General features: G+C 65.8%; 9 protein-coding genes and 1 pseudogene. 3 read left to right on the top strand and 7 right to left on the bottom strand.

Features of this window, described 5'->3' with window-relative positions:
* Nucleotides 1–423: 423 nt before the first annotated feature.
* The 7 genes and pseudogenes from KB874_RS03130 to KB874_RS03165 all read right to left on the bottom strand — a co-directional run bounded on the left by KB874_RS03130 (nt 424) and on the right by KB874_RS03165 (nt 18,501).
* Nucleotides 424–1,656 carry a vWA domain-containing protein gene (locus tag KB874_RS03130; protein ID WP_212535074.1) on the bottom strand — a complete coding sequence of 411 codons (1,233 nt, stop codon included), beginning with the start codon at nt 1,654–1,656 and terminating at the stop codon, nt 424–426.
* Entirely contained in the window at nt 1,653–2,750 is a 1,098-nt protein-coding gene (locus tag KB874_RS03135; protein ID WP_212535075.1) for an AAA family ATPase, read from the bottom strand. The genes KB874_RS03130 and KB874_RS03135 overlap by 4 nt, the downstream gene beginning before the upstream one ends.
* A complete protein-coding gene (locus KB874_RS03140; protein WP_212535076.1) occupies nt 2,747–3,439 on the bottom strand; it encodes a hypothetical protein in 693 nt (230 codons plus the stop codon). The genes KB874_RS03135 and KB874_RS03140 overlap by 4 nt, the downstream gene beginning before the upstream one ends.
* A 201-nt stretch (nt 3,440–3,640) precedes the next feature.
* Nucleotides 3,641–4,375, bottom strand: a pseudogene (locus tag KB874_RS03145) (DUF6880 family protein).
* Nucleotides 4,376–4,676: 301 nt separating this feature from the next.
* Nucleotides 4,677–15,401: an Ig-like domain-containing protein gene (locus KB874_RS03155; protein ID WP_212535079.1), complete on the bottom strand. Its 10,725-nt coding sequence runs from the start codon at nt 15,399–15,401 to the stop codon at nt 4,677–4,679.
* A gap of 132 nt (nt 15,402–15,533) precedes the next feature.
* Nucleotides 15,534–16,607, bottom strand: coding sequence for a TIGR03032 family protein (locus KB874_RS03160; RefSeq protein ID WP_212535080.1), 1,074 nt, complete (start codon nt 16,605–16,607; stop codon nt 15,534–15,536).
* A 334-nt stretch (nt 16,608–16,941) separates the two neighbouring features.
* Nucleotides 16,942–18,501, bottom strand: coding sequence for a calcium-binding protein (locus KB874_RS03165; protein WP_212535081.1), 1,560 nt, complete (start codon nt 18,499–18,501; stop codon nt 16,942–16,944).
* 321 nt (nt 18,502–18,822) lie between these two features.
* Here KB874_RS03165 and KB874_RS03170 point away from each other — a divergent pair, with 321 nt between their 5' ends.
* From KB874_RS03170 to KB874_RS03180, 3 genes are read left to right on the top strand one after another with little or no spacing between them, the layout of a single operon-like run.
* A complete protein-coding gene (locus KB874_RS03170) occupies nt 18,823–20,463 on the top strand; it encodes an AfsR/SARP family transcriptional regulator (protein ID WP_212535082.1) in 1,641 nt (546 codons plus the stop codon).
* Between the two features lie 33 nt (nt 20,464–20,496).
* On the top strand, nt 20,497–21,606 hold the full coding sequence (locus KB874_RS03175; protein WP_212535083.1) for a phosphatase PAP2 family protein: 1,110 nt from the start codon (nt 20,497–20,499) through the stop codon (nt 21,604–21,606).
* Between the two features lies 1 nt (nt 21,607).
* Complete coding sequence (locus tag KB874_RS03180) at nt 21,608–23,599, top strand: S8/S53 family peptidase (RefSeq protein ID WP_212535084.1); 1,992 nt, start codon at nt 21,608–21,610, stop codon at nt 23,597–23,599.
* Nucleotides 23,600–24,239: the final 640 nt, after the last annotated feature.

The following is a 24,239-nucleotide window of genomic DNA, read 5'->3' on the forward strand; positions in this document are numbered from 1 at the left end:
ACAGGCGCTCAGGGAAGGTCTGGCGCCCCTTCGGCCCGAGACGTAGCGACCATTTGGGGACGCGCTACACGGCGCCTCTGCAGGGCGCTGGAAGGGCGTAATGCTATATGGTCAGGAGGGCGGGCGGCAGATTTGTCCCGGCAAGATGAACGAGGAGATTTTGATAAAAAAGAGCTGTTTCACCCTGAACCAGATCGTGGGCGTCGTGCGCGGCGCCGAGGCCGACAACTTCGATCACTCAAATGTGGTGCGTCCATCTTCCGCCGCTCTCCACGAAGCCCGTGATGCGGGGGCGGCGTCTTTGGTTGCAATCCGTGCTTTTTCCGTCGATCCAGCAATGTATTGCTGCTCTGCATACGGGGCATATCGTCGGTGGAATTCGGGAAACCTTCGGCGTGAATGCCCCTCAGGGTTTGGGCGTGCTCACGCCGCGCCTTCGTCGAGACGCAGCACACGCCCGAAGGGCGGCGACGGCGCCGCCCGCGGCACAGCCCAGAGCACGGGAAAGCGTGGCGCGGCGCCAGTCGGACCCTCGAGATCGGTCAGGATGACGGCGATCGATGGCGCGATCTGCCCGGCCCGTGCCAGAACCGGGCGGAAGTCCGTGCCGCCGCCGCGGCGCAGGGGCTGCCCTTCGATCTGTGCGCGCCAGGCGCCGGGCGTCAGGACCAGGTCGGCATCAAGCTCGGTATCGAAGGTCAGAAGATGCGCCTCGGCCCCGCTGCGGGCCACGATCCCGCCGATCTCGGCGCCGAACAGCCGCAGCGTCGGCGTGTCGATGGAGCTGGAGAGGTCGAGTGCGACGACGACGCTGGGGCGCGGGTTCAGAAGCCGGTGCTGCGGTGCAAAGACCGGAACCGGCCGGCCCGAGGCGCGGGCCTGGGCCTCCATCGCGACCCAGCGACCGGCGGGACGGTGCCAGACCGGCTGCGGCCGCGCGGTCACGGCGCGATCGACAAGGCCGCGCAACCGCCTTTCCCATGCAACCCGCGGCGGCGCCAGGTCGGCGAGCGGCACGCCGATGGCGCCGATCCCGATGCCGGCGCGGCGGCCAGCGTGCATCGCGCGCGACAGCCGGCCCTGCCAGTCGGCGGCATCGGCCGTGCCCGCGTCGTCCCGGGCGACCTGCCCGTCCTCGCCGGACAGGTCGGGTTGCCAGCCCCGTTCCGCGCCGTGCGCACACGCCGCGCGTGCCACGGTCTCATCGCCCGCGAGCCGCAGGTAAAGACGCTCGGCATCCCAGGCGGCAAGCGCCCCGGCCGGCGACTGTTGCGGCAGGCCCGCCGCGGCGACAAGGCCGGTGACGGTGACGGCCGGGCGTGGCAGGCCGTGCTCGGCCAGCAACAGCGTCTCGTTGATCAGCGCATCCGCCACCAGCCCGAACAGGCCGGCATCGAAGCCCGGCCCGAAGCGCAGCGCCATCGCCGCCTGCCGCGCCGGATGGCGCAGCGACACGTGCAGGACGTGGTGGCCGACGGTGCCGATCTGCTCGGCGAGCGTCAGGGAGTCGAACTCCGGGCCATAGAAGATACGCGTTCCGCGCGTCTCGGTCCGGTCTCCGTCGCGATGTGCGCACCAGAGTGCCAGCACCGACAGCGCCGGGTCGCGTTCCGCCAGGTGCGCCAGCGCGCGGGCGGCGCGCACCGAATGGCTCACAGGCCCGCCTGCTGCCGCGCGGCGGCATAGGCGGCGTAAGCGTCGGACCCGGCAAAGGCATCCTCCCAACCCTGGTCCAGCGCGCGCGCGATCAGCGCCTCGAAGCCGAAGGCGGCCAGTTCCGACAGCGGCAGGCGCGAGAACCGGTCGCCGCCGAGATGGCGCATGTCCTCGAGGATCTCGATGCCGGCAGGCAGGGTGGCGCGGTCAACCGCCTGTGGCAGGGCGCAGGCCAGCGCGGTCAGGCCGTGCAGCGAGGCCGGATAGAGCGCCGTGCGCTGGCGGCGCGGGCAGGCCAGCATGTCGGCGATCTGCACCGAGGCGGCGACATCGTCAGCGACCAGCGCGAATTCCGCCGCCGCCGCCGCACCGACCGTCCCGGCGATCATGGCGTCACGGATCCGGCGCGCCGGCGCGGCCACCATGATCTGCGAGACGCGCTCCCAGCTTCGCGGGGTGCAGGCCACCGTCTCGCCCCGGCGCAATGCCTCTTCAGTGGTCTCCAGCAGGTCGGGACGCGTGCGGATGAAGGCTGTGACCGCCGGGTGCAGGCCGCGCGGCAGCGCGAAGCCGCGCAGCCAGTCCTCGGCCTCCGCCGTCACCACCAGGTGGATCAGCCGGTCGGAAAGCGCCGTGCCCATCTCGTAGGCCAGCGCGCCGTCCTCGACCATGTTGCCCGCCGCGACCAGCAGAACGTCATCGGGCAGACGGTGGCCGCCGACGCGGCGCTCTTGCAGCAGGCCGTAGACCACCGGCTGCAGTTGCGGCGCGGCGGCGGTCAGCTCGTCGAGGAACAGCACGGCGGGCCCGGTGTCAGGCAGGTCCTCGGGGCGATACCAGACTGTGCGCCGTGTCTCGTGGTCGTAATAAGGCAGGCCGCGCAGGTCCTGCGGCTCGATCGTGGTCAGCCGCAAGTCGAAAAGGAGCGCGCCGATTTCGGCGGCGAGGTCGGTGACGATTTGCGTCTTGCCGACGCCGGGGCGGCCATGCAGCATCCAGCTGGCCGTCAGCGCGCCCGCGGCCTGCGCCTGCCAGGCATGCCGCAGCACCTCCAGCGCGGCGCCGGCGGGCAGGTGTCGGGCATTCACGGTCATGCCGGTGCCTCCGCTTCGGCCCGCTTCTCCAACCTCGCGGCCAGCCGCTGGTGCGCCGAAACGCTGCGCGCCTCGACCGCGACCATGCGCAGGAAGGTGTCGGTGCGCAGGTTGGCGCGCTGCAGGTCGCGCTCGGTGAACCGGTCATCGAACAGCCGCGCCAGTTCGGCGCGGTCGCCCGCGTCCAGCCGCAAGACGCGCGCCGGTGCCTCGGCCTGCACCGAGACCAGGGTCAGCGGCGGCACCCGCGCCATTCCGGATTGCTCGATCACGAGGTGCAGTTCACCCTCGTCCAGGCCCTGCCGGGCGGCGATCCGCGACAGGCAGCGCCGAGCCCGCAGCCGCATCGTGTCGAGGATTCGGTCAGCCTCGTCCGACGACAGGAGACGCTCGCGCGCGCCCGGGGACAGGGCGAGCAGACGGACCTCGACGAGGGCGATCACGACAATCATCGCCAGCGGTGCCTGGGCGAGCGGAAACGCGAGCTCGGGCCAGACCAGCATCGCCCCGACGAACGGCAGCAGGACCGCGAGGTAGCGCAGCAGCTGGATCTCGAACACCAGCCGCAGCGAGACACGCCAATCGGCCTGCCGCGGCCAGGGCATGACCCGCCCGAGGAAACGCCGCGGAAGGCTGCGAACCTCGAGGATCGCCGGATTGCGCAGGGTGTCGTGTGTCAGGATCAGCATGGCGTTGCAAAGGTATCGCGACCGGCCACCATGTCCATCGCCGGACTCGCGCCTCCTGTCTCTCCGATCGCGGCGCGCCCGGTGGCGCGGCCGAAAGTCCAGGCGGAGCAGCGGAGGCCGCTTAGCCGGCCACACCAACCGTAGCTCTCTGACCCGTCACACTCCAAGACTGAAACCGGACCACTTGATTGGGGAAGGTCACTACCCCACCCGGCTCCAGAATACCGACTTTCGCCCATGCGCCCCGCGCAAACCCGCAATGAAGGCCTGATGGTCCGGATGCCCTGAATAGTCATCGATTGCCGCATCGGCCTGCGCGCAGGATGTCAGATGGCGCGATGCGTGGCCGTAGCGCCCCGACCGAGCCTTTTCCAGCGCAAAGCGGATCATCGCCCGCCAGACCAGAACCGCAGCCAAGGGATGTTCCGGTGCGAGGATCTCGGCCGCCGGGGTCAGGACTTCATAGGTGTCCCCATCCAGATCCTCAGTGCGCGACAGAACCACCTTTGCCCCAAGCGCCGGATCAGGCCAGGACAGGCAGAACGCCAGCCCAGTGACGACGTCCGGGAAGGCCAGCACATGGGCCTGTGCCCTGAGCAGCGCCTCCTCGTCCTCGAAATCCGGCAGCCGTGCCAGGTAGCGCCGCAGGGTCGGGGCACAGAGCCGTCCTTCGAACCTGCTCCATTGGGCGGCGCGCAAGGCCTCTTCCTATCCCAGTGCCTCGAGGCAGTCGAAATGGACCTCGTCAAGGTCGGGCATGTCAAACCAACGGTCCCTGACGTCCTGCCGCGCAAGGCAGTTCTGCACGATGCGTAGCGCGTCCTCGGGCCGTCCGGCCGCCAGCAGTCTCTGCTCAGCCTGCGGGGCGACCGAGTATGCAGCCATCCAGCGCCGCTGGGTCGCCCTAAATGCCAAACCGGGTCCAATCCCGCTCATACAGATCGTCAGCCTGGCGGGACGGGTCTTTCGTCTCGCTGACCCCGGCCTTTCCGCAGATCTCTGCGACCCGCGCTTTGCTCACCCCGCTTCAGGACAAACGCCTTCCGCGATTCCGTGAACTTCGACGCCTTTCTTCGTTTCCGCTCCTCTCCCAGCAAGGAAAACCCAGCGGAAAGCTCCAGCCTCAAACGATCCGGTTTTCAGAGCTTGAGCACATCAGCGATGGTCCTGAACCCGGGTCGCATCGCGTTCACACAAAGATTTCTCACGAGTCTTTCAGAATGCACTCTATGACAGGCTAGAATATCTGATCATCGCCCCATACCAAGTCTTGCAGGCAATCCAGTGCCTTGTCCGGCCCCGTTCCGATTATCCCCACATCACTGATCGTTCCGTCGAACACGTCCCGGAACCCGGGCTGTCCGGTTGCACTGGCCCAGCCGTTGGCGCCGATCTGCAGGAACTCGCCATTGTCGGTCCAGTCGATGTCGAACGCCTCTTCGCCGACAAGGGCGCCGTTCAGCCACAACGCGACCCGGCCATCGCCGAAACTCGTCACCACGTCGTAGTCGGTGCCGGCCTGGATGCCCGCGACCTTGAAGACCGCCGAGGCCGCATCCTCCTGGAACCGCACGAACAGCGTGCCTTTCTGGATGTAGCTCGTGAAGTGACCGTCGTTGACCTCGAGCCCGTAGGCATCCTTCGACACAAGGCCCTGCCGCCCTGACACCGTGTCGGCGTTGAACGTGAACGCGATGGTCGCGGCCTCGACCCGCAACGCCTCGTCCGGCCCGAACTCCAGCACCGAGGCGCCCGACCCGTCGAACGTCATCGCGCCCGGGGCCGAGAACAGCAGCGGGCACGGCGGCGTGGTGCCGTCCTCGACCGTGATCGCCACCGAGGCCGTGTCCTCGCCGCCATTGCCGTCGCTGACGCGGTAGACAAAGCTGTCGCTCCCGAAGAAGCCGGCATTCGGCACGTAGCGGAAGGAGCCGTCCGGGTTCAGCGTCAGCGTCCCCGAGGTCGGCCCGCTTTCGAGCGCCGCGCTCAGCGTGTCGTCTTCGGCATCCGTGTCATTGGCCAGCACGCCGGCCGGGGAAACCACCAGCGCGGTGTCGGCGGTCGTCGAATACGCATCGTCCGCCGCCATAGGCGCGTCGTTCACGGGATCGACCGTGATCGATGCGGTCGCGATATCGCTGCCGCCGAAAACGGTCGATACCTCGTATGCAAAGCTGTCCACGCCGAAGAAATCCGAATCCGGCGTGTAGGTGAAACTGCCGTCCGGATTGAGAACAAGCGTCCCGTTGGCGGCATCCGAAACCAGTGTCGCCCGCAACACGCCACCAAGGGGATCGGTGTCATTCGACAGGACGTTGCCGGCCAGGAGCATGTCTTCATCCGTGGCGAAATCGTCGTCCATGCCAACGGGCACCGCCTGCGAGAGCAGATCGTCAGCATAACATCCCAACACCGCCACATCACTGATCGTTCCGTCGAACACGTCCCGGAACCCGGGCTGTCCGGTTGCACTGGCCCAGCCGTTGGCGCCGATCTGCAGGAACTCGCCATTGTCGGTCCAGTCGATGTCGAACGCCTCTTCGCCGACAAGGGCGCCGTTCAGCCACAACGCGACCCGGCCATCGCCGAAACTCGTCACCACGTCGTAGTCGGTGCCGGCCTGGATGCCCGCGACCTTGAAGACCGCCGAGGCCGCATCCTCCTGGAACCGCACGAACAGCGTGCCTTTCTGGATGTAGCTCGTGAAGTGACCGTCGTTGACCTCGAGCCCGTAGGCATCCTTCGACACAAGGCCCTGCCGCCCTGACACCGTGTCGGCGTTGAACGTGAACGCGATGGTCGCGGCCTCGACCCGCAACGCCTCGTCCGGCCCGAACTCCAGCACCGAGGCGCCCGACCCGTCGAACGTCATCGCGCCCGGGGCCGAGAACAGCAGCGGGCACGGCGGCGTGGTGCCGTCCTCGACCGTGATCGCCACCGAGGCCGTGTCCTCGCCGCCATTGCCGTCGCTGACGCGGTAGACAAAGCTGTCGCTCCCGAAGAAGCCGGCATTCGGCACGTAGCGGAAGGAGCCGTCCGGGTTCAGCGTCAGCGTCCCCGAGGTCGGCCCGCTTTCGAGCGCCGCGCTCAGCGTGTCGTCTTCGGCATCCGTGTCATTGGCCAGCACGCCGGCCGGGGAAACCACCAGCGCGGTGTCGGCGGTCGTCGAATACGCATCGTCCGCCGCCATAGGCGCGTCGTTCACGCCGGTCACCCGAACGGCAACCTCGGCGCTGCTGGTCAGCGCACCGTCGGAAACCGTGTAGCGGAAAACCTCGATGGCCGTCTCGCCGACGCCGAGATCGTCCAGCGCCCCCGCCGGATCGTATGTCACCGATCCATCGCCCCCCAAGCTCACCGTGCCCCGCAGGTCCAGCGCATCGATCGCGACAATGGACAGGCTGTCGCCGGTATCCGGATCGGTGTCGTTGGCCAGCACGTCGGGCAGAACCACGGCCGCTTCTTCGGTCGTGGCAAAGCCCGTGGAGCCGGCCTGACCATCCGCGACGGCCACGGGGGCCTCGTTGTAAGGCGCGACGTCGAAAGGGACGGACACGTTTTCCAGTGCCAACCCGGCTTCGTCACGAACCGTGACAGAGAAGCTGTCCTGCCCTGTGAAGTCGACAGGCGTCCGGATTTCGACACGACCATCGCCAAGGAACAGCAGCGCCGCGCCCTGGACGGTTGTGGCCGGCACCTCGAACGTCAGTGGCCGTCCTTCGGGATCGCGCAGCACTTCGTTGAGATCGATGACCGCGACCCGGTCCTCGAGAAGCTGGAAGGGATCGCGGGCGATTGCCTCGGGCGCCTGGTTCTCGTCGTCGTCTAGGATCAGGACGGAGGCATCGCGCGTCGCAACCGTGTAGTCGCTGCTGTCCAGCAGCCGCAGGGCAAAGCCTTCGTCGATCTCTTCGGCCAGGTCGCCCGCGATTTCGACCGTCAGGACGAGACTGGATTGACCCGCGTCGAAGCGCGCGGTGCCGCCCGGCAGGCCGCCACCGACGAAATCGCCGCCCGTCACCGGCGCATGGAACGCGCTCGGCACGACGATCCAGGAGACGTCCAGCGCGCCGGTCAGGTCGCCCGTCCGGGTGAGCGTGAAGGATGCTGTCGCAGCGACGCCATCCATTTCGTCGACCGTTTCGGCATCGGCTGCGACCGAGACCGCCGGCAGCGCGGGCCGATCGTCGTCAAGGATCTTGACCGTGGCCCGCCGCGACAGCATCACGTGCGGTGTGGCGGCATCCACCGCGATCTCGACCGTCAGCGTCTCGTCCGTCTCGGCCTCGGCATCGCCGAGAACGGCAACCGAGACGGTCGCGCTTTCCTGCCAGGCCGCCAGCGTGACGGTCTCGGGCAGCGCGGTGCCGATTTCATCGTCCGACAGGCTCCCCGTGCGGGACAGGGCGACGACAAGCGCCTCGCTCAGGTCCCCCAGGCGGAAGATCCGGAACTCCGCAAGGCCCTCCTCGCCGGGTGCGCCTTCGCCCAGTTCCGGGACCGCGGTCGTGATGCCGACCGCAGGGCCGAGGGCGGGCGCGTTCTGCACCGTGATCTTGTCCGCGATCCGCACATCGGTGCCACGGGCCGACTCGATGAAGGCCGGGTTGCCGGTCAGCGCGAAATCGAGGATCGCGGCCTCGCGTCCGGCGCCGGCCGGGATGCCGGCAGCGTCGACCGCCGCCTCTGCCGCCGCGCGCAGGTCGGCCGGCAGATCGTCGATCGAGATGTTCCCGCGCGGGAAGCTGCGGTCGGTGAAATCCTCGGTGCCCAATCCCGGCGCGTAGTCGAAAAGGCTCGTCGCATCAGTCAGGCGCCATGCTTCGGCATAGATGCCGTAGAGCGTATCGAAATCCGGGCTGTCCGACAGAACCGTGCCGTCCGGCAGGGCCAGGTCGTTGCTGGCGTCGCCGTCGGCATTGCCGAGAAGACCGCGCACCTCGCCCGGTGCGCGCGCCGGGTCGAGCAGCAGGCCGACATCAAGGAACCCGTCGCGGACGTCGACGAATATCCTTTCCTCGTTCGGCATGACGAACGTGTACCGGTCCCCGTCGAAAAGGACGCGGCCGGCACCGACTTCGATCATGCCGACATCCAGCGGCACATCGACCGCCACGCCATCAACCTTGAGAGGGGTGTCGGACAGCACGTCCAGCATGACCCGATGCCCGTCGATCTCGGTCGCGACAGCAGTGATGACCGAAAGCAGGTCGGAGCCGGGCTGCGGACTCATCCGGGCCTGCAACGTAAGGGGCGCGCCGGAGACGGCCTCGAGCATGGTGAACTCGCCCACCGCCATGAAGCTGTAGGACAGCCCGTCGGCGGTGGCCAGGTGCGGGTCGCCCCAGAACCTGAACAACCGGATGAATTCGACTTCGCTGCGCGTGAAGAGATCGTCGTCATTGACGATCATCGACGCCTCGTCGACCCGCAATTCGGCGGCACCCGTGATCGCGTTGGCGCTGTCGAGGCGCAGGTTCACGGTGCCGTTCACCTCGGGAATGCGATCGCCGCTCACCGGAACGCGGATGATCTTCTCGGTCTCGCCCGGCCGGAAGGTGATCGCGCCGAAGAGCAACGCATCGTCGGGAGCGGGCGCCGGCAGGACCGGGATCGAGAAATCCAACATCACAGGATCGAAGGTTCCGGGGGCCACGTCGAAGGTGACAGTGGATTCGAGGATCGGATCGAGTATCCCGTAAGGGCCGCCGATGAGCGATCCTTCGACAAGCGGCCCGAACTCGCCGCTCAGTTTCGCACCTGTGAAGGTGTCCTTCAGTTCGAAAGCGGCCTGGAACAGCCTGCTTGTCACGTCGACAACCGGGACCAGCGACGTGATCACCTTGATCGCCCCACCAAAGGCGAAGGATGCGGTGCCGAGAAGTTCCGACATGCCCACGGAAGTCGGGATCAGCGTGCTTTCATCGAAGCTGAGTTCGTTGTTGTTGATCGTGACCGTGGGAATGCCGGGCAGGAACACGAACTCCTGCTGAAGCATCAGGTCGAATGTCAGATCCGCGTCGAAGATCGCGTATTCGCCGGTCAACGCGAAATTGCCCAGCCTGATCGCGTTTTCGTCGTCCAGGTCGTTGCTCAGGAACCGCAGTCCCTGCAGGCCCGGGATCAGGCTGGCAAGGTTGAGAAGATCGGTATTGAACGAAAGCAGCGGATCCTGGACCGTCGCTTCGAGCACGGGTATCGAGGCTCCCGGCAACGCCACGCTGGTGGCCTTTGACCCTGTGGGCAACTTGGCCGAAAGCCCGAAGATCTCGAGCGGGTCCTCCACGTCGAAACCCAGGCCACGCGTGATCTCGAACAGGTCCACGCGGTCGATATCGGAAACGTCGACGGCCAGGTCGTCGATCCGGGCCAGTTCAGCCCCGAAGAAACCGGAGAGGACCACGTCCTTCGCGCCGAATTCGCCAACCCCAAAGGCAAGGTCGATATCGATCGAACCGTAGTTGAGGGATTCGGCGATCAGCTTCGGGGCAACCGCCTGCAGGCCGAAAGTCCCGACGCGGGCATCCTCGCCCGCCACGACATAACCGGGCATGCGCAAGTCGGTGCGCACCGGGTAGCTCATCGACACGTCGCCCAGGGTCGGGCCATCGATTTCGACCTCGAGGGCGACATCGGGCCAGACGAGATCGTATTGCACCAGCCCGTCGCGGAACGCGCGCGTGTTCCCATCGAGCAGGTTGAAGCTGCCCAGCGGGATCGTCAGGTTCGGCAGGCTGCCGTCCAGCGCCGTCACCGCGACCTCGTCAAAGCGGAAGGTCGGCGTGACGGTCTGGAACACCGGAGAGCCGTCGCGCGGCAGGACGTCCTGGCGCGACAGGATTTCGCCCGTCGACACCTCGCGCGCATCCTCTTCGATGCGGAAGCCGACGATCCTGTCGTTCCACGACCACCATCTGCCGAAAACGGTGATCTCTCTTTCCGTTATCCATTCGTCGACCAGCCGGGGCGGGCCGAGGGTCTCGGTCGCGGACCAGCCGACCGTGATGGTGTTGTCGGTCTCGCCAGCCCGGGTGACGATGAACTCGGCATAGCTGACACCGCTGTTGCCTTCGTCCATCCGGTCGCGCGCGGCGCGGACGGACAGCACCGCCGGTTCGTCGTCATTCCTGATTTCGATCCGCGCGCCATCGCCGCTGACCTCGGCATCGATGCCGTCGGTGGTGCGGGCGCTCAGGATTTCCAGCGTCAGGCTTTCGTTCGCTTCGGGATCAAGGTCGCCGAACACGTCGACCGGGATCACCGCAGACGTATCGTCCGGCCCGAGTGTCAGGCTGCCCGCCACGTTGACCGGGGTCGCATCGCTGCTGTCGGCGGTGGTGGACGTGATCCGGTATTCGACCTCGACAGTCTGCCCCTCGCCGCGCGATCGATCGATGGTGAAACCCGTCCGCGTCGTTCCGGCATCCCCTTCGTCCAGTGTGGCTCCCTGGATGACCAGACGCGGGGGGAAATCATCCGTCTCGATCACGCCCAGCGCGGTTGCCGTGCCGATCACCACCTCGTTGCCGCTGTCGGACGTGGCAGACGAGATGGTCAATTGCAGCGTCTCGTCAGGTTCGATATCCAGATCGGCAAGGATGCCGACGGGGATTTCCGCCCGGGTCTGCCCGGGTTCAAAGCGCACGGTTCCGATCAGCGGGAAGGAGTCGGTGATATCCGCCGAATTGGCCGGGTTGCCGCCGGCGGGATCGATCCGCCATATCGCGTCCACACCGTCCTTGGTGCCGCCGCTGCGTTCGATGGCCATGACCAGAGTCCGCGTGCCGCTGTCGCCCTCTGTCACCCGCGCGCCACTTGCTGTCAGGACGGCCAGTTGATCGTCGTTGAGGATCACCGCAGTCGCGCTGGAAGCTCCGAGCGATGTGTCCCCGCCGCTCGAGGCGGACGCTCCGGTGATGGCGAGAACCAGCGACTCGTCGGGTTCGAAAAGCAGGTCGGAGGCGATTGGCACCCGCACCTCGCGCGAGGTCTGCCCTTCGCCAAGAACGACACGGCCCGCCCCCAGAAGCCCGGGCAGGAGGTCGTCCGCATCGACCGGATTGGCGCCGGAGCCGCGGATTTCGTAGTCGACCGTCATGCTGCCCTGCGTGTCGCCCGTGCGCGACACGGAGAAAATGACCTCGGCCCCATCGCCGGGATCGCCTTCGAGGAAGAACCCCGAGGTGGTGACGTTGACGGTTTGCGGTCCCGGTTCTCCACCACCGCCACCGCCCCCTCCACCGCCGCCGCCAGTATCCACCGGCGGCAGGGACGGTACCGCGCGATCCAGCAGCGCGATGTCGATCACGCCATCCGCCGCGCCGTCGAGCAGATCGAGAACCTGCGCGCGGCCGCCGAACACGATCTGGGTCTTGTCGCGTCCGTCGGCGAAAACGATGTCGGGACGCCCGTCGCCATTCAGGTCCTCGCCGCCGGCGATGGAGCGCCCGGTGAAGAACGCATAATCCTGTTCCGCGAAGATGGTCAGCCCCTGTGCGGGCGTCAGCGCGCCGAGGTCCAGCGCAGCCGGCCAACCCTCGTCCTGCCCATAAAGGACCGTGATCCTGTCCCGGCTGGCCACAAGCAGGTCGTCCAGCCCGTCGTCATTGAAATCTCCCGCACCCGTGACCGACAGGCCAAGGCGGGCATCCGCGTTGCCGCCATACAGGACGAAGCCGTTGCTGCCATCCAGGGACGCCACATCGACCGGTCCGTTGGTGCCGCCGAACACCACCCCCACCGCGCCTGCCGAGGCATCGCCATCGAGGTTCGCAGCGCTTGGGATACCGATCGCGATGTCGCCAAAACCGTCGCCGTTCACGTCTCCGATTCCAGAGACTCCGTTGGGCAGGCTGGCAAACCCAGGGTATGTACTTGTGGAAACGGCCGAAATCTCGAAGCCCCGCGTGGGTGAGAGGTTCGACAGGTCCAGTCCGGCAAAGCCGGTCCTCGATCCGCCGTAGACGACATAAGCCAGCAGGTCGAAACGGCCCGGTTCGACCGACCGGACACCCGACAGCAGCAGGTCGTCGATGCCGTCACCATTGACATCCCCGGCAGACACCGCGCCGAGTCCGCTTGCGAATGCCCCCGAATGCAGAAGCTGGCTGGCCACGCCAGCACCCAGCACGAGTTCCGAACCGCCGCCGGGGCGGCCCCACACCACGTGCGCCTCGGCGTTGGTTGTCCGGGTAGTCAGGGCATTGAAGAAACTCGAACTGGGTTCGACGGGTATCTCTTTCAGAACCAGCAGCAGGTCGTCGAACCCGTCTCCGTCGAGGTCTCCTGCGGCAGAAACGTCGGTTTCAAAGCCCTCGGTGAAACTGGTCGGAACCCCGGGCAGGATGGCCACGCCCCCGGCACCCGGCGCATCGAGGCCCGCCTGGGGCGTGAACCCGTCCGGACCTCCCAGCAGCACCCCGGCATAGCCATCACCGACGGCGCCCCATTCGCGGCCAAAGAACTCCTCTTCGTCGAAGAACACCGAGTGGTCGCTGCCAAAGGCGATATCCGCGTGACCGTCGCCGTTGAAATCGCCGAGGCCTGCAATCGTCAGGCCGCGTCCACCATAGGGCAGATCGCCTGCGATCAGCGTTCCTGATCGTTGCAGGTCGGGCGCCAGTTCCCATTCCTGCTGTGCGGAACCGGGAACAAAGCTGACCGCGCCGACGACGTCATACACAAAACGATCGCTGGAACTGAGGTAAGAGCCCAAAACGAGATCGCCGATTCCGTCGCCATCGACATCGCCCGCCAGCGCCACGTCGTGGTAAAAGGCCCAGTACGTATCCGAGTTCGTCAGGGTCGCGCTGGCGAACGCGCCTTTCACGCCCACCCTTGCCGTGCCCGTCGCTTCGAGACCCGTGGCATCCTGCACCGTGTAGGTGAAGGTATCGTCCGTGGCGAAACCCGCGCCGGGCGTATAGCGGACCTGGCCGTTCTCGATCACGACATCGCCTGCCGCCGCGCCGCCGACCCCGGTCAGGGTCAGGGCGTCGCCCTCGGGGTCTGTGTCATTGGCCAGAACGTCGATGAGGACCGATCCGGTCGCCGCCACGGTCGCATAGTCGTCGGTAGGCTCAGGCGCGTCGTCCGTGCCCTCGGCCGTATAGGTGACCGTGGCGATTGCGGTCTCGATCCCGTCCGTGACGGTGTAATCGACCGTGTCGGTCAGGGTTTCGCCGGCGCGCAACGCGCCGATGGCCGCCTTGCCTGCTTCGGTTGTCTCGGCCCGAATGCCCCCGGACGCTCCGCTGCCGTCGCGCGTCACGGTAATGAAGCCGTTGGTGCTTGGGCCAAAACCGGTCACCGCGAGGTGCGCGGCAAAGGGCGATCCCGCATCGTTGATCGTGATCGACCATCCCGCCGCATAGGACCCGTTCAGCCCCAGCGACAACGCATCGTCGCCAGGCGACAGGAAACTGCGCGGCAGGCTGGCCAGCGTGTCTGCGATCTCGATCCGGCCGTCGGTACCAAGCGACAGGCGATCCATCTCGAAGAAACGCCGGAACCCGCCCTCTATGCCATAGCCGCCATCCGTCGTGCCGATGAACAGGTCGTCGATCCCGTCGCCGTCGAAATCCCCAAGAGATTCAACCGCAAGGCCGACACGATCCCCTGTTTCGCCCACGAAGCGCACCGCTTCGAAGAACGTGGGCAAGGCGGTCAGACTGCCCGAGCGCACGCCGTCCCGGTCGCCATAGATGACATAGACCTCGCCCGCCGATGTGCTGCTTGTTCCCGGAAGGCCGATGGCGAAATCGTCGTAGCCGTCCCCGGTGACGTCGCCGAGCGCCGCAATGGACAGCGGATCGCCGGGCGCGACATCGAGGCCGGTCAGGCGCGCGCCCTGCGAGGGTTGCAGGTTCGCCAGATCGATGGCTGGGAACGGGCCGCCAAAGCGCGGAGCATAGAGGACGTAGATCTCGGCCAGACCGCCGTTGAGCGGGTCGATGGCTGCAATGGCCACATCCTCGGCACCGTCGCCGTTCACGTCGCCGATGGCCTCCATCTCGAAGCCAAGTTGCGCCCCGCTGATCGGCCCCGCGATGGTGACAAGGCTGGCAAGATTGACCTGGCTGAGCGTCAGGGTCTGGTCGCCATCGTCCGGGTCGAAGTCGAACAACTCGGCCGTGTCGACGATATGCACCGCCCCGGCCCCGCTGCGGCCCAGCGCGTCGGCGTCCGGCGCCGCAATGACCAGATACCCAGTGTCGCCATAGAACCCGCCGTCGATGGGATCCAGCAGGGCGACCCGCGTGCCAAAGCCGTCGCCCAAGTCATCGGACTCGATGGTCAGATCGCCGAAGGCTTCATTCGGCAGTCCCAGCGCATAGGAACTGAAAACCACCTCGACCGATCCAGTGCCGAGTTCATCTGGCCGTCCGAGCGCGATGAAGTCCCGGCCAAAATAGGTCTGCTGGTTCACGTCGGCATCGACGACACCAACACCCAGCGTCTTGCCGGCACTTTCGTATTCCGGCGGAAGGGAAATGCCGTCCCGATAGGTCTCTTCCGACCCGAAGATCACATAGGCCGGTCGACCGTCTGCCGTCACCGTGCCGGAATAGGGATCATAGCCGTAATAACCGCCGTAATACCCGTAATAGCCACCATAAGGCCCATTGCCACCGGCATCATATCCGGCGCGCCCCAGCAAGACGACATCGTCAAATCCGTCGCCATTAAGATCGCCCGCGAGGAGAACTGCCGATGTTCCGGGATTGGTGTTCGCGAACTGCGCGATGATGCGATCGTCATAGTAGGGGTTTCCCCCACCAAAGGTCAGATCGCCCTGTGCAAGTCGCGATCCATCCAGCAGATAGGCGCGACCGTATGGTTCAGCAGAGCCATAGTCTCTTTCGACCTGTAGCGCATAATCGTCGAACCCATCGCCATTGATGTCCCCGACCGATGTCAGACGCGTTGCGCCGCCAGCGGAATCGCTTACCCGAAAACCCATATCAACCGTCCCTGAACACGCATTCCGAAAATGAATTTTTCGTCAGTGTCCGCGATGATGGCGATTCGGTAAATAGTTAATGATCCGTCATTCACCGCGATGCGGGCTGGCAGTGAGTGGCCGCCCTGCCCTCTATCGCTTCTGTGCCAGCGGACCTGGCCGGATCTGAAAGCGGATCTCCGGTGTCGCGAAGCCCAGCAGCTTCGGTCGGCGCACACGCGGGATGATCGCGACATCGTAGAGTTCGCGCACGACACCCTCGATGACAAGAGAATGGGCAATTTCGCCGGAATGCAGGTCAACGACTGCGATCATGCATTGCGGCTCCTGGCCGGTCCGCCCAAGGCGGTCCTCCAAGGCCAAGCCTTCAAAGGCAGCCTGACGGCGCGGACGCGAAACCCCGATGATGGCATGCGTCCCGGTCAGCGCTATCCCCCGCGCGAAACCGGGCAGAAAGCAGATCGGTTCGAACCTGCCAGTCGCAAGGTCCATTCGGCCAAATTCCCCGCTGCCCGATTGCAGTACGTAAAGTGTGCCATCGTGCCAACGCGGCGAATGCGGCATGCTCAGCCCCGAACCGACGATGGCACCGCTGTCTACGTCGATGACGATACCCCCGTCGCGTCGGTGGTCCCTCCAGGCGCCGGCCGTATTGCCGGCCGCGACACAGGTGACGAAACCCGGCTTGCCCCCACGCATCGCAAGCCCGTTCAGGTGGCACCTGTCCTCCGGAACGATCCGGTCGATGAACGGCGGATGCCAGAGGGGTTGGAAAGACGCGTTGCGGGCGAGAGTCGCAAGGCAATTGAAGCGGGTCGCAACGAACAAGGGATCCGGGTCTGAAACGCGCGGGCAGATATCATGCACGTCGATCTCGCCGGTCGTGTGGCCGACGAGAGGGACAAAGACCGCGTCAAACCCGTCCTCTGTCTGTCCCTGGTCTCCGAGCAGGTCCTGAAAGCGCCACAACTGAAAAAGTGTGGAAACCCAAAGGCCCGTCTGGCCGTTCGAGTTTTCCACGGCCAACCCCATGCATTTCGGAAACGATCGCTCGAAGACCGAAAGATCTTCGGTATCCGGATTGATCCCGACGGTGAACAACTTTCCCACCTGATAGGTTGTAAAGGCAATCGAACCGTTCTCGGCGTGCAGCCAGTCCCTGAAGCCGTTGGAAGGTGTTATTGAGAATGGAGGGAACTCATCCATTTCGGGAGCCTTTGTCAAAACGCGCTCAGAGCCCCAAAAGAGCAGTGAACTTTCCTGCCATGTAAACCCTTTCAGGTCCTTTGGATGCAGTTTTGACCAGCCATGCCGAGTTGGATACCGTGTCTCGAGCTTTGCAGACCCGACGTGGGCTTGCCCGGTTCTGGTGGCGAGGACCAATTGACGAACCAGCAATTCTCCATTGCCCAGACCCCGGTATCCGTCCGGTAGGTGCTGACGTCAGACACCTGTGGCAGCACTTCGAACGGACTTGGTGTTTTCCGGAAGACGGCATGTGCCGCCCGCACGATCCATGGTCGCGGCGGGCGGCACCGTTTCAAAGGATGTCCAGGTAGACACCTGCACGATCGGCGATATCGATGCTAAGCACATCTTCAAGCATCAAGTCGCCCGTGGCGCCATGAAAGGTCAGATCGCCGACATACATCCACGCCTGTCCATTGAAGACCAGTTGCTGGTTCTCGACTGTCCAGTTGTCGTCCTGCCCCGTGATGAAGCCATCTCCGTTGGTGTCGAGGTCCGAGATCGCGTCGATGTCCGCGCCGTTTTCGCCGCGGGCGTTGCGGAACCGAAGGATGTCTTCGCCGGCCGTGAAATCGGTGATTGTGGTCACGTCGCCCACGGCATTGCGCAGCTGCGCCGCGTCGAACTCGAACGTGTCGGCATCCGCGCCGCCGGTCAGCGTGTTGTCTCCTGCCCCGCCGCGCAGCGTGTCCTCGCCATTGCCGCCGACCAGCACGTCGTCACCGTCGTCGCCATAGGCATAGTCGTCGCCGTCGTTGCCATAGAGGCTGTCGTCGCCGTCGTTGCCATGAAGGTCATCGTCACCGTCGCCGCCATAGAGCCGGTCGTCGCCGCTGTAGCCGCGAAGCCAGTCGTTGCCGTCGCCGCCCCAGATGCTGTTCGCCCCAGCCGTGCCGAAGACCTGATCGCGCCCACCGGACCCGACGTAGTTCTCGATGCTGACCAGCGTCTCGCTGCCGCCGACATCCAGGTTGGTCGCAAAGCCGTTCTCGAGGTTCACGTTCCACCTCTGGTCGCTGTAGGAGTAGTCGACAGTGTCGTTGCCGTTGCCCCCGTTCAGCATCCCGTCGGCTCCGAGACCACCAGAAAGCCAGTCGTCGCCGTTGCCGCCCCACAGGTAGTCGGTGCCGCCTTCGCCGAACATCCGGTCGTTGCCGTCACCGCCGAACAGGTTGTCGTTGCCGCTGCCACCCAGCAGGCGATCGTGGCCCGCCCCGCCGTTGAGGACGTCGTTGCCGGCGTTGCCATACATCCAGTCGTTGCCGTCCTGTCCATAGAGCCAGTCGCTGCCGCCGTCGCCGCGCAGGTAATCGTCGCCATCGCCGCCCTCCAGCCGGTCGCGGCCGCGCCCGCCATACAGACGGTCCTGACCGTCGCCGCCGACAAGCGTGTCCTGGCCGCGGCGGCCATGCATCGTGTCGTCACCGTCGCCACCTTCCAGCCTGTTGGCAAAGTTGGTGCCCGCGATCCTGTCGTCACCGCGCGAGCCGATGGCGCTTTCAAAGCTGACCAACGTCTCGGTGCCCGGCGCCGTCAAATTCTCGGCGGTGCCGGACCGCAGGTCGATCCGGAATGCGTTCGTGGTGTAGCTGTAGTCGATCGTGTCGTGATCGGCCCCGCCGTTCAGCACGTCGTCCTGGTCGAAGCCGCCCCGGATCGTGTCATTGCCCGACCCGCCGTAGATCGAGTCGATGCCGTAGCCGCCGTCGATGAAGTCGTCGCCCGATCCGCCAAAGATCAGGTCATTGCCCGACCAACCATAGATGGTGTCGTTCCCGGCCTGTCCAAAGATCAGGTTCTCGCCGGTGATGTCGTTGAGGAAGTCGTTCCACGCTGTGCCAACAAGTGCCATCGTTCTTCTCCTAAGGAATTTGTTCGAATGCGTCTTTCCGACGTCCGAATACCGGACGACACAGAAAGGCTAACCGGTCCGCCGTCATCCGGGCGTAAGGTCGGGGTCAGGCAGCCGTCAGGCTCGGCATCAAAATGCGTCAGACAGGCGTGATTTCGCCGGAATACCGCCAGGCACCGGCGGCAGGGTGGCCGCGCGGGAAACAACCTTGCCAAGTGAGCGGGCCTCACGCACACTCACCTTTAAGCTGTATCGCCACTTGCTCCCACGATTGCGGGGCGCATTCCGTGTTTCTTCCATTGGTTCGAAAGTTCTTTCGCCATGGCCGATCTGCAAGAGTCCACGCTGGTGCTCCGAATGTTCGGGACGATGTCCGCCGGTCTCGGCGACGGGCGCGCCCTGCGCCTGCCGGGCTCGCGGCAGCTTGCACTGATCGCTCTGGTGGCGACGGGGCCGGACATGCGGCGCAGCCGGATGTGGCTGATCGACAAGCTCTGGTCCTCCAGCGACGCCAGCCGCGGCCGCGCGAGCCTGCGGCAGTTGCTGCACGACATGCGGCAGCGGCTGGGGCCCCTCTTCGACGAGGTGTTCGACGTGACCGCCGACAGCGTTGCGCTGCGGCCGGCGCGCGTGGTGCTGGAGGGCTCGCCTGAGGACGGCGAGTTTCTCGAGGGCCTCGACCTGCCGCAGGAAGGATTCGAGGACTGGTTGCGGGACCAGCGGCTTGGCGACCCTGTGCGGATCAGGACCGCGCCCGCGTCCATATCCTACCTGCCCCGCATCGCCGTCCTGCCCTTTGCCGAGATCGGCGACGCGCAGGCGGCGGGGATCGGCGATTGCCTCGCGCACGAGATCACCTCGGTCTTTGCCCGCTCGCGGCTGGCCGACGCGATCTCGCATTTCTCGGCGCGCGCCATCGGTGTCGCAGCCCGCAGCCCCGGCCAGGTCGCCGAGCAGCTGCGCCCGGATTACCTGTTGCAGGGTTTCTGCCGCGTCTCGGACGGGCGCATCACCCTCGACGCATCTCTGCTGGACGTCGCCAGCGACACGGTGATCCTGTCCGACAGGCACCAGTTCGACCTGCGCGCCTTTCTGGCAGGGGACGATCCGGCGACCGCGACGCTGGCGGGGCAGGTGCTGCGGCTGGTCATGTCGCGCTCGATCGCCATGACGGCGCATCGCCCTGTGTCCGAACTGGCCGCGCATGAACTGATGATGTCCGGCGTCGGCCTGATGCACGCCTTCGAGCAGCGCCATTTCGATCGCGCCCGCGCGCAGTTGCTGACGGTGATCGAACGGTGCTCCAGCCATTCCGAGCCGCAGGCATGGTTGGCCCAGTGGCACCTGCTGCGGATCTTCCAGAAATGGTCCGACGACGTGTCGGCCGACCACGCGGCGGCCCGCGACACCATCGCGGCGGCGCTGGATCGCAACCCCAGCTGCCCGCTGGCGCTGGCCATCGACGCCAACATCCTGACCGTGCTCGACCGTGACTTCGACCTGGCCGAAAAGCGCTTTGCCGCCGCGCAGGCGATCAATCCCTCCAGCGCAATGATCAGCTACCTCGCTTCGGTGCTGGCGACCTTTCGCGGCGACGGCGCGCGGGCGGTCGAACTGGCCGACCGCGGATATGCCCTGTCACCCCGCGACCCCCGCGAGCCTTTCTTTCAGACCCTGAGTGCGGGAAGCTACGTGGCGGGCGGTCGCTACGACCGCGCCGTTGAGATGGCCGAGGCCTCGATCCGCCACAACCCGAACCACCTGTCAGCCCATCGCTGCCGGGTGATCGGCCTGCAACTGGCCGGGCGCGGGAACGAGGCCCGCGTCGCCGCGAAAGAGCTGATGCGGCTCGATCCCGACATGTGCGTCTCTGGCTATTTGCGCCAGCATCCAGCGGGCCATACCGAAGCCGGTCGCCTGTGGGCCGACGCGCTGGCCGAAGCGGGTGTGCCCGCGGCCTGACCGAACCAACCCGAACCGAACCGGAGAAAGACGATGCCTTTCCTGCAAAGCCTTCAATCGCTCCAGTCGCTTCAATCCCTGCAGTCGCTTCAGTCGTTGCAATCCCTGCAAAGCCTTGGCGGCAGCTCTGTCAGCGGCAGTGCGTCCGGGTATCTGACAGCGCGCGACGGGATCTCGAGCCTGTGGCCCGAGGACGCACAGGTGCCCGCGCAACGCGAATTCAACGACCCGGGCAATCTGCGTGCGTGGTCCGCCTCCTCGGTTCGGGCCGTGCTCTCGGGGGAGGTCACGTCACGCCTGGCATTCGGTGCCGTCGAGGGAGAGCGCACCGTCCTCGTCCACCTCTTGCGCGCCGAAGGCACGGATACCGAAACCCCGACGCTCGGCGTGGACGTGCTTGCACGACTGACCGCCCCGGCCCCCGAGGATTTCCTGGCACAAGCGCGACTCGTCTACGACTATGCCGAATTGAGGCCGGACCGGATGGTCGAGATCCTCGACCAGACCGTCGGGATGCTTGGCTACTTCGCGCGCCTCTTGCCGTTGGATCCCGCCCGGATGCCCCAATGCCTGCACATCCTGACACTGGCCCAGGATTGTGCTGCCCACGTCGCGCAGCACTGCAAGCACGTGCTGGCCTGCCGCCGACCGGACGCGGTCTCGGCCTCGATCCAGCCGATGATCGACACGCCGGGACACAGCACCCTGCCCAGCGGCCACGCGACCGAGGCCTTTGCCATCGCCGCGACGCTGGATCACCTCGTTCCGGTCGAGGCCCGCGCCGCCGACCTGCAGGGTCAGCTGATGGCAATGGCTGCGAGGATCGCCGTGAACCGCACGGTGGCAGGGCTGCACTTCCCCGCCGACAGCTTTGCCGGGGCCATTCTGGGATTTGCGGTGGCCGACGTGATCGCCGCGCGCGCGGGGCAACTGGATCGCGCACAGGCCGTGCAGTTTTCCGGAAAAGGCATGGGTCCCGAGGATTTCTTCACCGCGCGTGTCTGGCAAGACGGCACACGGCACAGCTTTTCGACTCCGGATGGGATCGGCATCACCGAATTCGAGCAGGCCGGGCCGACCACCGACGTCTCGACGATCCTGGACAGGGTCTGGCAAGAAGCCCGCGCCGAATGGAGCCTTTGAAATGGGCTATTCCCTTGTTCCGGAGCCTGCCGAAGAAGCACCCCATCCCAGGTTAGAGCCGGTCAGCGCATGGCTGTTTCGTGGACGCTCTCGATTTCTCAAGGCCGCCGGGTTGCAGCAAGCCGAGACCGCGCTTTTCACCATGCCGGTCGATGCACGTGGCTTCGATCCGTCGATCGGGGGCATGTGGCGAAACTACGCGCTGATGGACCTGCCTCTCGAGGAGAAGGCGCACTACTTCGCGGCGGAACCGCTGGAGGACAACCTGCAGCTGCTGGCCAGCGACATCCCGGCTCCGCGGGTCTACGTGCTGCCTCTGCCGCGCGACAGCATCAATCCCGATCACACCGGACTGGAACGGCCGGATATCGGGGCGCCGCTCACGGGCCGCGAGGCGCTTCCGGACACTCCGCCGAAAGCGATCATCGGGATCATCGATCACGGCATCAACATCTTTCACCGGCGCTTTCGAACCGGCCGGTTCGGCAGCCGCATCGCCTCGGCCTGGATGCAGAGCGCGCCACGCGAAGGCGACCGCCTGCCGTTCGGCCACGAATGGCTTCGGCGTGATATCGTTGCCGCGCAGGAGGCTCACGGCGACGACGAGGACGCGCTGCTTCGACTGATCAGCCGGGGCGCTGCTGGCATGGACCGCAGCCTTGAACACCGCGTCAGCCACGGAACCCACATTCTGGATCTTGCCGCCGGGATGGCACCGGACGACCCGCGCGGCGATGCATATCCCATCATCGCCGTGACATTGCCGCCGTCCGTCACGCGTGAGACGAGCGGTTCGATGCTGGCCCTGCCTTTTGTCCTGGGACTGGAATACATCCTCGATCGCGCCCGACGCTACATGACTGAAATGGCAGATCCGGCACCGGTCTTCGTGAATGTCAGCTTCGGCTTGTCGGGCGGCCCGCGTCGCGGCTTGCACCGTTTGGAACAGTCCATTCACCGCATCGCCGAACGCCATGTTTCGGAACTGGCAAAGAGCCACTCGAATGGCGGACCACCCCCGCGCATTCTCGTGGCTGCGGGCAACCGCAACCGGGCCCGCGGCCATTCTCAGGCTGCGCCGGAAACCGCGCAGATGGCGGTTGTCTGGCACCTTCCACCCGCGGACCGCACATCGAATTTCCTCGAATGCCGGATCGAGACAAGGGCAAACCGGCCGCCGAGTGCGATCACCGTGCGGCTGAAACCGCCGGATCGCGATCAGGAATTGGTGCGCCGGATGGAGCGGAGCGGCGGCACCGGTTGGAGTGAGGCCAGCCTGATCACTCGCAAGGGTGCCGCGATCGGGCGCGTCTCGATACAGGATGAGGGCGGGCAACCGACAATCGTGACGGTGGCCCTCGGACCGACCGATCCCGGCCCCGGTTCGGAGGCTGCGGCCTTGCCGGGCGACTGGCGGATCGGCGTCGAGGTTCATGGCGCCCGGGTTCTGAGGATCGATACATGGATCCTCAGAGACGATGTGCCGCCCGGATTCCGAGACAACGGACGTCAAAGCACGTTGGTGGATCAGGCCTACAGGGACCGCGACGATCGAGGGTTCCCGTTGGATGACGATCCTGAGCAGCCCTTCAGTCAGATTCGCCGGACGGGCACGCTGAACGCGCTGGCGACGGGTGCTCTGCCCCAGGCACCGGCAACCATGCAGATCCTGGAGACTGTCGGCGCCTATCGCGGTCGGGACCCGGGGGCGATCCTGCCCAGCGGATACTCGGCTACGCCCGATTTTCTTCAGGCCGAACGCATTGACAGCAGCGCGCAGGCCGATCGCTCGGCGGTCCTGCCCGGAATCCGGGCGGCAGGCTCCCGTTCGGCGACGACCGCAGTCCTTGACGGGACAAGTGTATCCACCCCTCAAGTCCTGAGACAGCGCGCCCTCGGAGAGGGAGAATGGCTGCGCAACATGATCGATGCCGGAAACCATCGGTTGGGTGCAGCGATCCTTTCGCCCCGCCAGGAACGTGGCCGCCGGTAAGGTGGCACGTCCGTCGTAGAAATCGCCGAACTCCACCTCGACCATGCATCTCGGCGGCCATCCGGGATTGCACAGCTTGCGTCAGTGGGATCGTTCCAACTCCTCGGATACTGGCGCACTGGGCTCCGGGCGTCGCTTTGACCGCTTTGGCGACTCCGTTATCCGCTGCCTTGCCGGACTGCGAGAGCTCTGGCGTGACCTGGTTGGCACAGGCTCGGCGGTCTGGGTCGCAGGAGACGAATGCGATGCGTTGTCGATGCGGATCGGCTTCGGGCATGCATGACAGTGAATGATCCGCGTCTCGCCTGAGCGCTTCTTTCGTCAAAGGGACGAAACGGCGCTTCTTACGATCTTCGCTCCGAGCAAGCCTGAACTTCGGCATATAAACATATGACAATCATATACAAAGAGAATAGATGGCCACTCTCGCAGCCCCATCTGGCCTGCGGATTTCCTTTTTCCGACAGACGACAAACCCTGCCACAGAGCGGGTCATTCTGCCCGGACTGCTGCGGCGAAGGTCCGAAATACCCGGCTTGACGCGAAAAAACTGCGGCGGATACCCTTTCCCAGCGCCAAGCATAAGACGAACGCCGGCCCGCGCAGCCGGTCGGGAAAAAAGTCTTTCATCGGTCAAGCA

The sequence above is a fragment of the Thetidibacter halocola genome, assembly GCF_018224955.1.
GTDB classification, from domain to species: domain Bacteria; phylum Pseudomonadota; class Alphaproteobacteria; order Rhodobacterales; family Rhodobacteraceae; genus Thetidibacter; species Thetidibacter halocola.